Origin of the sequence: Algoriphagus aquatilis, assembly GCF_042657405.1 — a bacterium.
Lineage (GTDB): Bacteria > Bacteroidota > Bacteroidia > Cytophagales > Cyclobacteriaceae > Algoriphagus > Algoriphagus aquatilis.
Genome location: NZ_JBHSKS010000008.1, coordinates 14,446 through 27,771, shown reverse-complemented (window position 1 = coordinate 27,771; position 13,326 = coordinate 14,446). Strand labels below are relative to the sequence as shown.

Genomic DNA, 13,326 nt, shown 5'->3' with positions numbered 1-13,326 from the left:
TCAAACTTTGGAAAAGTTTAGCGTAAAGCTTTAGGCGAGTTGAAATTTTACTCCTTGTTGGGTCATAAACTCTTTTATCACCGACACATGTACACACTCCCCAAGATGGATAAATGCATAGTCATTCACTTTTTTCAGTTTCCCATGAGCGACGATTTCCTTTTCCTCAATATCAAATCCTAAATGCAAATGTTTGGTACGGCTTTGCATCCCAATGATCGTTCCTTCACCATCAAACATGGGCCCTCCACTTTGGCCTCGTAGCCCTGGAGTACTCATTTCAATTCCGTGGATTTTTCCATTTTTATCTCCCAAAAACCGAGTGACCATCCCTTCCAAAGGAAATCGTGGAGACCTTGCCTGTCCACCTTGAATCCATTCCAATTGGTTTTTCTCTTGGTTGAGCTGGAAGTTGCTAAACTCAGGAAAAGGAAAACCCAATCGGCAGAGCATTTGACCGGGCTGAACTGCCTGATCATCTTTTAAAAACTTGGGAAAGTTGGTGACTCCAAGTTTTTCAAATCCTTCGATTTTGACCAAGGCAAGGTCGTATTCGGGATGGTGGACAAATCGGATATTTTGGATTTTATCTACGCAATCCACAAAAGTGATTCGCATCTCAGCAGTCTTGCTTTCATCCAAGCCCAGCTTTTTTGCCACTGTTTTGGATAGTTGAGCAGACAGATTCTGACTTTCCGAGAGGTACTGGTGAAAAACCTTATTAATCGAATCCGCCTGGGCAATCCATTGAGCCACATGCTTGCAGGTGAGTGCCCAACCTTCTTCATTGACAAAAAATAGGGTAGCAGCTCCCCGTTCTGCTTTTTGACTTCCAAAGTTTCTGGAAATGGAGTGAATCGCGCGGGTGAATCCGGCTACTTCTTGAATGGCTTTGACAAACATGGGAAAAAGGAAAGTGAATTTTGAAAATAGGCAAAAGGGGGAATTTTAAACTGCCTTTTCTCTAAAAGAAAAATTTTCAAATCCGAAATCGTTTGAATTTCAAATCCATGGGCATTGCAACTTACAAGGCCCACGGATGTTTGGGCAGACCATTTATTTGTAATAACTTAGCCTGCCTTACGGGAAATTTTGGCCAAAAGAGGCCTTCAAAAACGCATTAGGAAATCAAACCTATACTCAAAATAATAACAACTTATGAGCAAGATTAAAGTAGGAATCAACGGATTCGGAAGAATTGGTCGCTTGGCTTTCCGAGTGGCTGTAGAAAGAGAAGACATCCAAGTAGTAGCGATCAACGACTTGATCGATGTAGACTACATGGCCTATATGCTTAAATATGACTCCACCCACGGACAATTCAAAGGTTCCGTAGAAGTGAAAGATGGCCACTTAGTTGTAAACGGAAATGCGATCCGTGTGACAGCTGAGAAAAGCCCTGCAAACCTTAAGTGGGGTGAAGTAGGTGCTGACTATGTGATCGAGTCTACCGGTATCTTCTTGAGCAAAGACACAGCACAAGGTCACTTGGATGCAGGTGCAAAGAAAGTAATCATGTCTGCACCTTCTAAAGACGACACGCCGATGTTCGTAATGGGTGTAAATGAGCACACCTATACTTCTGACATGAACTTCGTATCCAACGCTTCTTGTACTACCAACTGCTTGGCTCCAATTGCCAAAGTATTGAATGACAACTGGGGTATCGAAGAAGGCTTGATGACAACAGTGCACGCAACTACTGCTACTCAGAAAACTGTAGACGGACCTTCCGCCAAAGACTGGAGAGGCGGACGTGGTGCAGGACAAAACATCATTCCTTCTTCTACCGGTGCTGCAAAGGCGGTAGGAAAAGTAATCCCTGAATTGAATGGCAAATTGACCGGTATGGCGTTCCGAGTACCTACTCCAGACGTATCTGTGGTTGACTTGACCGTAAGATTAAAGAAGCCAGCAAAATATGCTGAGATCTGCGCCAAAATGAAGGAAGCTGCTGAGACTACCATGAAAGGTGTGCTTGGATATACCGAAGATGCAGTAGTTTCCAATGACTTCATCGGTGATGCTAGAACTTCCATCTTTGACGCAGAGGCAGGAATTCAGCTTTCTGATACTTTCGTGAAAGTAGTTTCTTGGTATGACAACGAGTGGGGCTACTCAAACAAAGTAGTTGACTTGTTGACTTACATTGCTAAAAAATAAGAAAGAGGCCCCGGAGAGATTCGGGGCTTTCTTTTTGCGGTTTTAAAAAAGAAAATAACTAAATGGGAGTTTCTCCTGTTTACCTCACAAAAAGCGCATGATCTATCTCCCGTTTTTTCCTTTGAAACTAGTAGCCTTCCCGGGAGAAGAGCTAAATCTGCATATTTTTGAACCTCGCTATCGACAGCTCCTTGCCGATGCTGAGCAGGATGGAGCAACTTTTGGAATTTGTACCTACATCAATCAACTCACCGGTTATGGCACAGAGGTAAGATTGGAAAAAATCTACAAGCGCTACGAGGACGGAAGATTAGACATCAAAACCCGATGTCTTTCTGCTTTTCAAATCCAGACCTTTGACAATCCCATGCCGGGAAAATTGTATGCTGGAGGAGAGATAGAATACCTAAAAAACGACCTCCGAATCAGTGCAGCACTCCACCATGAGTTTCTTTTTTACCTCAAAGAAGTACTTTACCTACTGGATTTCAAGGCTGAATATGATCCCAAACTGGTCAATTCCTTCACTTTCGCCCATAAAGTTGGTCTCAAACTCGAGGAAGAACTTGAGCTCTTAAAGATCGAATCAGAGGAAGCCCGAAGCCAGTTTTTGGTTCAACATTTCAAGCGGATGATTCCCGTCATGAAAGCCATCGAACAGGCCAAGGAGAAAATCAAGCAGAACGGTCACTTCAAGCATTTGGATCCATTGAATTTTTGATCTTTACTCGGTTTAATCCCCTCCTGACAGCCGCTGTGCTCTTTCCAATAGATCTGTTGCCTGTAGGACTTTATTCTTCAAAGCAGGATTCAAGTTGGGGTTTTCTTTCAGAAACTGATTCACCAAATCCCAAGCTTCCTTGGAAGTGTATTGGCCGATGGTATTGACTAGCCAGCCTTTTGGGAAGAAGATATCACCGGTTCTCTGGATTTCAGGGACCAAATCCAAGGCTACACCTAAATGTTTGCGTATTTCCTCTTGTCTCAACGGATGATGCAGATAGCCACATGCACTGAGCACCCAAGCTTCTTTTTCACGATTGGTTTCATTTTTAAAAGAAAGGAAAAGGGCCTCACGGGTGGCTAAGTCTCTCGAAAGGGCTGGCCTTAGAAAATCAAATCTGGCCAATCGGTCGGCATTCGTGATTCGGGATCTTTCCTCATCCAAAATATTCTCGGCCTCTTCATGTCCAAAAAGCGCCAAATTCATCGCCAATGAAGTGTAATTATCGGGACTCAGGAGCAATTTTGAGATGGATTCTTTTTTGGACCAAATCCCATGAAGTCGTTCCAAGCCGCGATCGTTGTAAGCCAATCCGCTGTATAGATTGAAAAGTGTCCTTTTCAAATTTGGAGTTCGGTCGGTTTGCAGGAGATTCCATAAGTCCGATTCCAATTCAGGAAGCAGATCCGATCGGTCTTTTTCCCTAAGAAATTTCCAGAAAATCTGCCCCAACTGATTGGAGATTAGCTGGGCAATGATCTCATTTTGCTCGGCTTGGATGCCTTTGCGAAGCACAGCAAAAGCCTCTCTTGGAGGCACATTTCCAATCAGCAGGTTTTCAAACTGATTGAGGTAGGCATGGGCTCGCATGACCTCATTTTCTAGGTTTGGGATTTGGGAAAGTGATTCCTTTTGAAAGGGGAAGACCCCATAGCCCAGACCATTGCTATTGTAAAGGATGTAAAGAGGTTTTTTCTTTCCTCTTGCCCGGATGAGTTCTAGGTGTTTTTCAAAAATGGTCACAGGAATAGTTTCCATTCTATCTTCATAGATCAAGGTGATGTTAAAAATCTGTGGCCAGACTTTTTCACTTCCATCTTCCGCTTTTTGGGAAACAATCAGAGAAGTAATGGTTCCATTGGTGTCTACTTCCAACTCCGCAGAAAAAATTGGTCTGCTAGATTGGTGGACCCAGACTTCACTCCATTCAGCTAAATCGAGCTCAGATTCTTTATCTAAGATGGTGATCAGATCATTCCAGTCGGCATTGCTGTTAGCAAAAGAGGAGATATAGGTTTGGATTCCTTTTTTGAAAGCCTCTTCACCCATAGTCTGCTCCAATTGGCGCATCATGATCGGGGCCTTGTCATAGATGATGCTTCCATAAAGGGAGCCTGCATTTTTGAGATTATCTAGGTTTTGTCGGATGGGATGCGTGCCCTTGGAACGATCTTCTGCATAAGCTGAGGGATAATGAGAAGTCAGGAAAAGCAGGTCATGATTGATGTTGGGAAAGGCTGGATTGGCGATTTTACCGCCCATAAAGCCGGCAAAGACTTCCTTCATCCACACGTCATTGAACCATTTCATCGTCACCAAATCACCAAACCACATGTGTGCCGTCTCGTGTCCTATCAGCTTGGCACGGCTCAGCAACTCGCTGTCTGTGGCGTTTGGATCCAGAAAGAGCGCTCCTTCCCGATATTGGATGGCGCCCACGTGCTCCATTCCTCCGTATTGAAAGATAGGAATCGTAGCAAAATCCAATTTTTGAAAAGGAAATTTGTAGGCAGTGTAGTTTTCCAGGAAGTCAAGTGATTGCTGGTGCAGGTTGAAAATTGCGGGGATGCTGGCTTTTTTCTTTTCTTCATTTGTCTCCCGATAAATCATCGTCATGGGAAAGCCTTCCGAATTACCGACCTTCTCAAATTTGCCTGCGACAAAGGAAAAGAGGTAAGTGCTCATCAGATCCGATTTTTCAAATTCGTGTTTGATGAAATTTCCAAAGTCTACTTTTTGGTTTAATCTCCCTCCTGCCAACACTTCCCATTCCTTTGGTGCGGTGATGCTCAAGGTGTAGTGGGCCTTAAGATCGGGCTGGTCAAAGCACGGAAAAAGCGTTCTGGCACGGTCGGGCACCAAGAGCGTATATAAAAAATCATCGTTTCGATTCAGCGATAAATCACCCGCAACAAACTCTATTTCTATCCTGTTTTCCCCGTTTTTCAAATAGGAGGCGGGAATAATCAAATGTTCATTTTCATGGGTTATGGATATGACCGCTCCATTTGTTACCACCTTTTTGATTTTTTCGGAGGTATCATTGAAATCCAAAATCAGCGGATGATCCAATCTCTGAATTGATAACTCCAATATTAATCGAGCTTGAATGGGGTCGACTTTCTTTTCCGGTAGTTGAAAATCTAGGGAATAATGGATTGCAGCTAGTTGGCTAATTCTCAGTTCGGCAAGCTCCTTTGAAATCCCTGGATCATATAGGCGCCCCGTATAGAGGTTTTGACCATTAACTGAAAATTGGATTACAATGAGAAGGAGAGTGAAAATCTGTTTCATCCCGAAACATTGTGAAAAGCAATAGGAATCACAAGTGGATTTCCAGAATAAAAGAGTCCAAATAGGCTAAAAACAAAAAAGCAGACCATTTCTAGTCTGCTTTAGTGATCCCGCTGGGATTCGAACCCAGGACCCTCCCGATTAAAATCGGGATGCTCTACCGGCTGGGCTACAAACTTCCTTTTCGGATGAGTCCTTCTATGTACGGTCTGGACTTCATCTTTTTGATTTTCAATTCATGCCGCTTGGCCAAAATTAAATCCTGAAACTCTTCCTTGTAAACTAACTCCCAAGGAACTCCTGTGGAGGTAAATTTGGAGTGGCCAAGATTATGTTCGTAAAGTCGGCGATCCAAGTCCTTACAGGCACCTACATAATACTTGTCGATTTTTCGCGAATACAAAATATAGACCCAAGCCATAGGTAAAAAATTGAATTGCCTAAAAATAAGAAAAGCAGACCATTTCTAGTCTGCTTTAGTGATCCCGCTGGGATTCGAACCCAGGACCCATACATTAAAAGTGTATTGCTCTACCAGCTGAGCTACGGAATCTGATTTTTTTAATTGTGCAAAGCTCTTTTGCTTTTCCTGCGAAACTCGAAACCAGCACCCTCCCGATAAAATCGGGATGCTCTACCAGCTGAGCTACGGAATCGGAAAAAACAAAATAAAAGCGGAACGTGATTCCGCTTCTAAAGTGATCCGCTTAGGATTCGAACCTAAGACCTACTGCTTAGAAGGCAGTTGCTCTATCCAGCTGAGCTAGCGGACCTGGTGACTACTGCTAGTCAAATTAAGTCGGGGTGGCAGGATTCGAACCTACGACCTCCACATCCCAAATGTGGCGCGATACCGGGCTACGCTACACCCCGAAACTTTTTTCTTTTATTTTTTTCAAACAGCCATTTGCTATTTGAGGGATTCGAACCTGAGACCTTCCCGATTCCTATCGGGACGCGATACCGGGCTACGCTACACCCCGAAACTTTTTTCTTTTATTTTTTTCAAACAGCCATTTGCTATTTGAGGGATTCGAACCTGAGACCTTCCCGATTCCTATCGCGACGAGATACCGGGCTACGCTACACCCCGAAACTTTAAATTTTAACTCCTTTCAAGTTAAACTCGTGATCCCGCTGGGATTCGAACCCAGGACCCATACATTAAAAGTGTATTGCTCTACCAGCTGAGCTACGGAATCTTAAATCTTCCAAATTGGCTCTCTGAGCTTGCTTTTTGCCAGATCATTGCCGTAATTGGACTGCAAATTTATGACTCTGAATTCTAAATGCAAGGCATCAAATCAATCTTTCTTGTAAAACTTTCTATATTTTTTATTCTGCTTTTACAAGGTGTTCATTGTCAAGCTAATGTGCCTCAACTTTTGGTAGCGGATTCCTTGTTTAATCAAAGGAGCTATAAAGAAGCCATGGAAATTTATAAGGTCAACTACCAATTGGGGGTGTATTCGCCTTCCATGCTGTTAAAGATGGCCTTTATTTCTGAGGGTATTGGAGACAGTGAAAATGCTACTCTATATCTGAGTAAGTATTATGATCTCAGTCCCAATCAGCAGACTATCACCAAGATCAAAACGCTCACGGGTCAGAAAGAATTGATAGGATATGAAGTGAGTGATGGAATGAGGTTTGTTCTCTTTTTGGTGGAATACAGGGAGATCATTGTAGGTGCTCTAACCCTTTTTTTGGTGATGTCTTTAATCTTCCTTTGGTCTAAAGGAAATAAACTTACCGAAGCCCGATTTTATTGGCCTTCTGTTTTATTGATCACCGTGATCTTTTTGACCAATAATTTCCTGAAAGGACCTACCACTGCCTTGGTCACTTCCAGCCCTTCTCTGATTCGGACAAAACCTACAGCAGGAGGCGAGCCAATTGACTTGGTGGAACCTGGCCACAGGGTGAAAATCCGATCCTCAAAAGATATTTGGTACGAAATAGAATGGAAAGAAAACGTGGCTTACATCAAAAAAGAAGACGTCACTAGGTTATAAAAAAAAAGAGGCTCAATTTTTTGAGCCTCTTTTCAGTTATAGTTTTTTGATCACCAGATTTCGGTAGTGAACCACGTCGCCATGATCTTGAAGGGATATTTTACCTTTCTTATACTTTCCAAATCCAGGCATATCCTTGAATTTACTTTTCGCGATCAAGGCTTCCCACTCGGGAGTAAATAGCTGGGTTGAAACAATATTTACTCCATTTAGAAAGAAGTCGAGCTTACCTTGATTGATCACGATTTCAGCTTGATTCCATTCTCCGGCAGGTTTCACAGTTTCTTCACTGCTTACTATGAGATCATACAAATCACCGGCTCTATGGCTGATAATTTTTGCGTCCGGGTGGCCAGCATTGTCCAATACCTGCATCTCAGGGCCTGTCTGCCAAGGATATTGATATTCTGGAGATTCATGGACTAAGAAGATCACACCACTATTGCCATTCGGAGCGATTTTCCACTCGTACTTAAAGTGGAAATTTTCAAATTCCTCATTTGTAACAATGTCTCCACCATCTCCGGTCTGCCATCCTGCCTTGTTGGCAGCATCCAGATACAATTCTCCGTTTTCGATTTTCCAAGCCTTTCCTACCTCACCACCGCCATATTTGGACCAGCCATTGAAGGTTTGGCCATCAAAGAGTGGAATCCATTCTTCTGCAGGGGCTACAACCGCTAACGAGTCTGAATTGGCGGCTTCTTCTGTTTTTGGCCCGGAGCAGGCTGCAAGGAGACCTGCAGCTGCCCAAAGTGCAAATTGATTTTTTATCATTTTTTATTTCTTCAGTAACAATACGTAGAGAACCATGTCTTTTGCATCTTCCTCGCTCAATCCAGGATGAGCAGGCATTGGAACTTCGCCCCATACTCCTACACCGCCAGCGATTACTTTTTGTGCGAGCATGGTGATGTTTTCTTCGGTTGATTCATACTTGGCAGCGACGTCTGCATAGGATGGACCTACGATTTTACGCTCCACCATGTGGCAGGAAGTACAGTCAGATCCTTTTACTTTCTCTAATCCTTTGATGTAGATCGGATCATCTTTGTACTTGTCCTCAAGGCTGACTTCCTGTGCAGGAGCGGCGGCAGTGGCAGTTTCAGTTGTTGCAGTTTCCGCTGTTTTTTCTCCGCCTCCACAGGCAAATGTCAATCCAGCCACAGCAAGAAGGGCTAGGTTTAATGGTTTTGTAATTTTCATTGTTTATTTGTTTTGGGTACTTAAATGCCTAATACTTTTCTGTTAAATGCCTCATCCGCACCTGTTCCTGCGAAATCATCAAAGGCTTTTTCTGTTACTCTGATAATATGAGAAGCGATGAATGGAGCTCCTTCTGCAGCACCTTGCTCAGGATGCTTGATGGCGCATTCCCACTCCAGTACTGCCCAACCGCTGTAATTATACTGCGAAAGTTTGCTGAATATTCCTGCAAAGTCAACCTGTCCATCTCCCAAAGATCTGAATCGTCCCGCTCTTTCTACCCAGCCTTGGAAACCACCATAGACACCTTGTTTACCGGTAGGATTAAATTCGGCATCCTTCACATGGAACATCTTGATGCGCTCATGGTAGAAATCAATGAACTGAAGGTAGTCCAAACACTGGAGCACAAAATGGCTTGGATCATATAGAATATTGGCACGTTTGTGACCGCCTACTTTATCCAAAAACATTTCGAAGGTGATCCCATCGTGTAAGTCTTCTCCCGGGTGAAGTTCATAACAAACGTCCACACCCACCTCGTCAAAAGCATCCAAGATTGGCTTCCATCTTTTGCCCAATTCGGTAAATCCTGTCTCTACCAATCCTGCAGGACGCTGTGGCCAAGGGTAGACCGTATGCCACATCAAAGCTCCCGAGAAGGTCGCGTGCGCATTCAATCCCAAATTAGCAGAAGCTTTTGCAGCATATTTTAATTGCTGAGTAGCCCATTCAGACTTGCCTTTGAGGTCGCCTTTCAGATTTGCCGGTGCAAATCCGTCAAACAATTCATTGTAAGCAGGATGCACGGCTACCAATTGACCCTGAAGGTGGGTGGAAAGTTCGGAAATCTCCATTCCTGCCTCTACTACGATTCCTTTGATCTCGTCTGCATAGGTTTTGCTTTCCGCTGCTTTTTGTAGGTCAATCATTCGTCCATCCCAAGAAGGGATCTGAACTGCTTTATAGCCTAAGTCAGCCATGTACTGACTGATGTTTTTCAGGTTGTTGAAAGGAGCTTTATCATCGGCAAACTGTGCCAAGAAAACCGCAGGTCCTTTGATCGTTTTCATGTTGGTTTCGGGTTTAACGAGTTTGAGTAAAAGTTATTTTTCTACAATAAATGGGGTCCACTTTAAGTCAGATTTGGTGCTTCTGAGTACATGATCTATAAATGCCATTCCTCGGATTCCGTCTTCTATTCCAGGATAATCTTCCCATTCCCATTTAGGTTTTTCTCCTGCACGATCTGCATAGATGCAGCGTGCGAAATTTCGATACAAGTTAGCAAAAGCCTCAATGTATCCCTCAGGATGCCCTGCCGGAGTACGGGTATTTTCTTGGGCAAGTGAGCCTAAATAACCCGTGCCGGCCCTTAATACATGTGCCGGCCCTGTTGGTTCTCGGTGGATCAGCGTGTTATTCAGTTCCTGTTCCCACTCTAGTCCCCCTGTTTCTCCATACACGCGCAGCTTCAAATTGTTTTCGCACCCGGTATCTGTTTGCGAAGCCATCAATACGCCTGATGCGCCGTTTTCAAATCGAAGCAAAACTACCCCATCGTCATCGATAGGTCTTCCGTCGATTTTGATATACAGGTCTGCGCAAACATGAGATACTTTAAGTCCGGTTACATATTCTACCATATTAAAAGCGTGAGTGCCGATATCGCCCATGCAGCCGGCCAGTCCATTTCGGTTTGGATCCGTTCTCCACTCTGCTTGCTTATTGTTTTCCGTTTCTAGCAGTTTGAAAAGCCAGCCTTGTGGGTATTCAACATAGACTTTCCTCACCTTTCCGATTTTTCCATCCATGATCATCTGCTTGGCTTGCTTGATCATCGGATAGCCTGTGTAAGTATGGGTGAGGAGAAATCTCCGGTCTGAATTTTTGACGATATGGTAAAGCTCTTTGGCTTCCTGATAGTTTAGGGTAAGGGGCTTGTCCAAAGCCACATGGAAACCATGCTTCAGGGCCTTGACTGTAGGATCAAAATGGACATTGTTTGGAGTGACGATAGCCACGACGTCCATTCGCTCGCCTTCAGGAAGAGCAGCTTCTTTTTGGTACATCTCGTCGTAAGATCCATAGACTCGTGAAGGATCAAGCATCAATTCTTCGCCTTTTTGTTTGGATTTAGCAGGATTGGAGCTAAATGCTCCACATACCAATTCAAACATTCCGTCCATTAATGCTCCATTCAAATGAATGGCACCGATAAATGAACCCGGACCACCTCCTACGAGGCCAAGCTTCAATTTTTTAGCAGTTGACATAGGTCAATATTAGTTTATCAGGTTATTTGAGTAGATGATTAGATTTCTTGCTGAAATTTCGGGTATTCATCCGGTTCGGAGACTGCTTTATGACCAATTGCATCATTGGGTTATGAATGGCTTTGCCAAAACTTTTAGGCCCCTTTCTTCGGATTCTCAAAAGAGATGCTTAAAATACAGCAAAAAGGCTAAATTCTAAATTTCTGCCACAATTTAGGTCACAGTTCTTCACCCAAAATACGTCCCATGCCCTTCATCGTCCGGTTTCGTCTTTCACTCATGATGTTTTTGGAGTTTTTTGTGTGGGGCTCGTGGTATGTCACCATGGGTACCTTTTTAGGATCCAATCTTAAAGCGCAGGATCAGGACATTTCGCTGGCTTTCTCCACCCAATCCTTTGGAGCGATTTTGGCTCCATTTATCGTCGGATTAATTGCGGACCGCTACTTCCAAGCTCAGAAAATATTAGGATTTATCCACTTGTTGGGAGCAGTCTTGATGTATTTGCTTTACTCAAGTGAAAATTTTGCCGGATTTTTCCCGCTCTTGTTGATTTACATGATCCTGTTTATGCCCACCTTGGCGTTGGTCAATTCGATCTCTTTCAATCAGATGAAAAATCCTGAGAAAGAGTTTTCAGTCATTAGGGTGTGGGGGACTATCGGCTGGGTGACGGCAGGATTTATAATCTCAGCCTTGGCTTGGGACAGTCAGACAGGATTGGCAGAAGGGCTGTTGAAAAATACCTGGATCATGGCATCTATCGTTTCCTTGGGATTGGGGATTTATAGTTTTACACTTCCCAGTACACCTCCAAGGGCAAAAACTGCAGGAGAATTCAAATTTTCTGAAGTGTTGGGATTAGATGCATTAGCCCTGCTCAAGCATAAAAACTATGCGATCTTTTTCCTTTCCTCGATCTTAATTTGTATTCCACTGGCTTTTTACTACCAAAATGCCAGTCCTTTTTTGACAGAAATCGGGGTGGAAAACTCCACGGGAAAGATGGCTTTTGGGCAAGTTTCCGAGGTGTTGTTTATGCTGGCCTTGCCTATTTTCTTTTCTAGGTTTGGATTGAAAAATACCCTCATCGTAGCCATGCTGGCATGGGCAATTAGATATGTGTTGTTCGCCTTTGGCGATGCGGACTCGGGCGTTTGGATGCTGTTGGTAGGCATTGCGCTGCACGGAGTTTGTTATGACTTCTTTTTTGTCAGTGGACAGATTTACACAGATGCGCATGCCGGTGAGAAATTCAAATCCTCTGCTCAAGGCTTGATTACTTTGGCGACCTATGGAGTGGGCATGCTGATCGGCTTCTGGGCTGCGGGTCAAATCTCCAATTATTACCAAGATGCGACCGGTGTTCACTTTTGGAAGTCGATTTGGATGATTCCTTCTGGGATTTCCATCTTGGTTTTGCTATTTTTCATCTCCCTTTTCAAAAAGGAAAAAATCAACACTCAACCCTAACCCAACCTAACCATGACATTCGATTCAGGAAGACGTTCTTCCTTCAAAAAAATGATCCTCAGCGGAGCAGCTGTAGGATCTCTTACCTCCTTTGAAATGAAGGAAGAACCTACTTTTCAACTGAAAGGCAACATCAATCATGGTGTTTGTGCTTGGTCTATGAGGCCGCTTTCACTTGAAGAGCTTTGTGCCAACATCAAAAAAGTCGGCGTTGGGGCTATTGACCTGATCGGGCCAAAAAACTGGGAAACACTTAAAAAATATGATATCCATTGCTCCATGTGCAACGGTGCAGAGTTGGGTATCCCGGATGGATTCAATGATCCCAAGTTTCACGATCAATTGGAAAAAAACTACACGGAGGTAATTCCATTGGTTGCCAAAGCTGGATATCAAAATCTCATTGCATTTTCCGGAAACCGAAGAGGAATGGATGATGAAACGGGTTTGAAAAACTGTGAAATCGGGATCAAGAAAATTTTAAGCTTGGCAGAGAAGCATAATGTCATCATCACCATGGAGCTTCTTAATAGCCGTGTGGATCACAAAGATTACATGTGTGACAAATCAGCTTGGGGTGTGGAGCTTTGCAAGCGGATTTCAAGTGAGAATTTCAAACTCCTCTTTGACATCTATCACATGCAGATCGACGAGGGAGATATTATCAGAAGTATCCGAAACAACCACCAATATTTTGGGCATTACCATACCGCAGGGAATCCTGGAAGAAATGACCTGGATGATAAGCAGGAAATCTACTATCCGCCGATCATGCAGGCGATCGTGGATTCCGGATTCAAGGGGTATGTTTCTCATGAATTTATTCCGAAAGGAGAAGATAAAATCGCTGCACTGGGTCATGCCGTGCAAGTATGTGATGTGTAACTAATTAAAC

Annotated in this window: 12 protein-coding genes and 4 tRNA genes; 5 read left to right on the top strand and 11 right to left on the bottom strand. The window is 43.6% G+C overall.

The window, feature by feature from the left end; all coding sequences use genetic code 11:
• Positions 1-30 precede the first annotated feature (30 nt).
• Positions 31-903 carry a S1 family peptidase gene (locus ACFPIK_RS11135; protein ID WP_377915224.1) on the bottom strand — a complete coding sequence of 291 codons (873 nt, stop codon included), beginning with the start codon at positions 901-903 and terminating at the stop codon, positions 31-33.
• A 255-nt stretch (positions 904-1,158) separates the two neighbouring features.
• Here ACFPIK_RS11135 and gap point away from each other — a divergent pair, with 255 nt between their 5' ends.
• Together gap and ACFPIK_RS11125 are read left to right on the top strand one after the other, a co-directional pair.
• Entirely contained in the window at positions 1,159-2,163 is a 1,005-nt protein-coding gene (gap, locus tag ACFPIK_RS11130) for a type I glyceraldehyde-3-phosphate dehydrogenase (RefSeq protein WP_377915222.1), read from the top strand.
• 97 nt (positions 2,164-2,260) lie between these two features.
• Complete coding sequence (locus ACFPIK_RS11125) at positions 2,261-2,884, top strand: LON peptidase substrate-binding domain-containing protein (RefSeq protein WP_377915220.1); 624 nt, start codon at positions 2,261-2,263, stop codon at positions 2,882-2,884.
• Positions 2,885-2,896: 12 nt separating this feature from the next.
• Here the strand turns inward: ACFPIK_RS11125 and ACFPIK_RS11120 are convergent, their stop codons facing one another.
• The 6 genes from ACFPIK_RS11120 to ACFPIK_RS11095 form a co-directional block, all read right to left on the bottom strand.
• Positions 2,897-5,461, bottom strand: a complete 2,565-nt coding sequence (locus ACFPIK_RS11120) for a M1 family metallopeptidase (RefSeq protein ID WP_377915218.1) — start codon at positions 5,459-5,461, stop codon at positions 2,897-2,899.
• A 169-nt stretch (positions 5,462-5,630) separates the two neighbouring features.
• Positions 5,631-5,882, bottom strand: a complete 252-nt coding sequence (locus ACFPIK_RS11115) for a GIY-YIG nuclease family protein (protein WP_377915216.1) — start codon at positions 5,880-5,882, stop codon at positions 5,631-5,633.
• Positions 5,883-5,941: 59 nt separating this feature from the next.
• Positions 5,942-6,014, bottom strand: a tRNA-Lys gene (locus ACFPIK_RS11110).
• Between the two features lie 146 nt (positions 6,015-6,160).
• A tRNA-Arg gene (locus ACFPIK_RS11105) sits at positions 6,161-6,234 on the bottom strand.
• Positions 6,235-6,260: 26 nt separating this feature from the next.
• Positions 6,261-6,334: transfer RNA gene (locus tag ACFPIK_RS11100), tRNA-Pro, on the bottom strand.
• Positions 6,335-6,590: 256 nt separating this feature from the next.
• Positions 6,591-6,663, bottom strand: a tRNA-Lys gene (locus ACFPIK_RS11095).
• Between the two features lie 228 nt (positions 6,664-6,891).
• On the opposite strand from ACFPIK_RS11095, the gene ACFPIK_RS11090 reads away from it, so the two are divergent.
• Complete coding sequence (locus ACFPIK_RS11090; RefSeq protein WP_377915214.1) at positions 6,892-7,476, top strand: SH3 domain-containing protein; 585 nt, start codon at positions 6,892-6,894, stop codon at positions 7,474-7,476.
• 36 nt (positions 7,477-7,512) lie between these two features.
• Here ACFPIK_RS11090 and ACFPIK_RS11085 read toward each other — a convergent pair whose 3' ends face one another.
• From ACFPIK_RS11085 to ACFPIK_RS11070, 4 genes are read right to left on the bottom strand one after another with little or no spacing between them, the layout of a single operon-like run.
• The gene (locus ACFPIK_RS11085) at positions 7,513-8,253 is read right to left on the bottom strand and encodes a 3-keto-disaccharide hydrolase (RefSeq protein ID WP_377915213.1); all 741 of its coding nucleotides are present in this window, start codon (positions 8,251-8,253) and stop codon (positions 7,513-7,515) included.
• Between the two features lie 3 nt (positions 8,254-8,256).
• Positions 8,257-8,682, bottom strand: coding sequence for a c-type cytochrome (locus ACFPIK_RS11080; protein ID WP_377915211.1), 426 nt, complete (start codon positions 8,680-8,682; stop codon positions 8,257-8,259).
• Between the two features lie 20 nt (positions 8,683-8,702).
• Positions 8,703-9,755, bottom strand: a complete 1,053-nt coding sequence (locus ACFPIK_RS11075) for a sugar phosphate isomerase/epimerase family protein (protein WP_377915209.1) — start codon at positions 9,753-9,755, stop codon at positions 8,703-8,705.
• A 33-nt stretch (positions 9,756-9,788) separates the two neighbouring features.
• On the bottom strand, positions 9,789-10,958 hold the full coding sequence (locus tag ACFPIK_RS11070; protein WP_377915207.1) for a Gfo/Idh/MocA family protein: 1,170 nt from the start codon (positions 10,956-10,958) through the stop codon (positions 9,789-9,791).
• 246 nt (positions 10,959-11,204) lie between these two features.
• Here ACFPIK_RS11070 and ACFPIK_RS11065 point away from each other — a divergent pair, with 246 nt between their 5' ends.
• Positions 11,205-12,431 carry a nucleoside permease gene (locus ACFPIK_RS11065; protein WP_377915205.1) on the top strand — a complete coding sequence of 409 codons (1,227 nt, stop codon included), beginning with the start codon at positions 11,205-11,207 and terminating at the stop codon, positions 12,429-12,431.
• Positions 12,432-12,443: 12 nt separating this feature from the next.
• On the top strand, positions 12,444-13,316 hold the full coding sequence (locus tag ACFPIK_RS11060; protein WP_377915203.1) for a hydroxypyruvate isomerase family protein: 873 nt from the start codon (positions 12,444-12,446) through the stop codon (positions 13,314-13,316).
• Positions 13,317-13,326: the final 10 nt, after the last annotated feature.

Excerpts from the sequence above, each read along its gene's own strand:
- ACFPIK_RS11135 (WP_377915224.1), bottom strand. The coding sequence starts at position 903 with ATGTTTGTCAAAGCCATTCAAGAAGTAGCCGGATTCACCCGCGCGATT.
- gap (WP_377915222.1), top strand. The coding sequence starts at position 1,159 with ATGAGCAAGATTAAAGTAGGAATCAACGGATTCGGAAGAATTGGTCGC.
- ACFPIK_RS11125 (WP_377915220.1), top strand. The coding sequence starts at position 2,261 with ATGATCTATCTCCCGTTTTTTCCTTTGAAACTAGTAGCCTTCCCGGGA.
- ACFPIK_RS11120 (WP_377915218.1), bottom strand. The coding sequence starts at position 5,461 with ATGAAACAGATTTTCACTCTCCTTCTCATTGTAATCCAATTTTCAGTT.
- ACFPIK_RS11115 (WP_377915216.1), bottom strand. The coding sequence starts at position 5,882 with ATGGCTTGGGTCTATATTTTGTATTCGCGAAAAATCGACAAGTATTAT.
- ACFPIK_RS11090 (WP_377915214.1), top strand. The coding sequence starts at position 6,892 with ATGGAAATTTATAAGGTCAACTACCAATTGGGGGTGTATTCGCCTTCC.
- ACFPIK_RS11085 (WP_377915213.1), bottom strand. The coding sequence starts at position 8,253 with ATGATAAAAAATCAATTTGCACTTTGGGCAGCTGCAGGTCTCCTTGCA.
- ACFPIK_RS11080 (WP_377915211.1), bottom strand. The coding sequence starts at position 8,682 with ATGAAAATTACAAAACCATTAAACCTAGCCCTTCTTGCTGTGGCTGGA.
- ACFPIK_RS11075 (WP_377915209.1), bottom strand. The coding sequence starts at position 9,755 with ATGAAAACGATCAAAGGACCTGCGGTTTTCTTGGCACAGTTTGCCGAT.
- ACFPIK_RS11070 (WP_377915207.1), bottom strand. The coding sequence starts at position 10,958 with ATGTCAACTGCTAAAAAATTGAAGCTTGGCCTCGTAGGAGGTGGTCCG.
- ACFPIK_RS11065 (WP_377915205.1), top strand. The coding sequence starts at position 11,205 with ATGCCCTTCATCGTCCGGTTTCGTCTTTCACTCATGATGTTTTTGGAG.
- ACFPIK_RS11060 (WP_377915203.1), top strand. The coding sequence starts at position 12,444 with ATGACATTCGATTCAGGAAGACGTTCTTCCTTCAAAAAAATGATCCTC.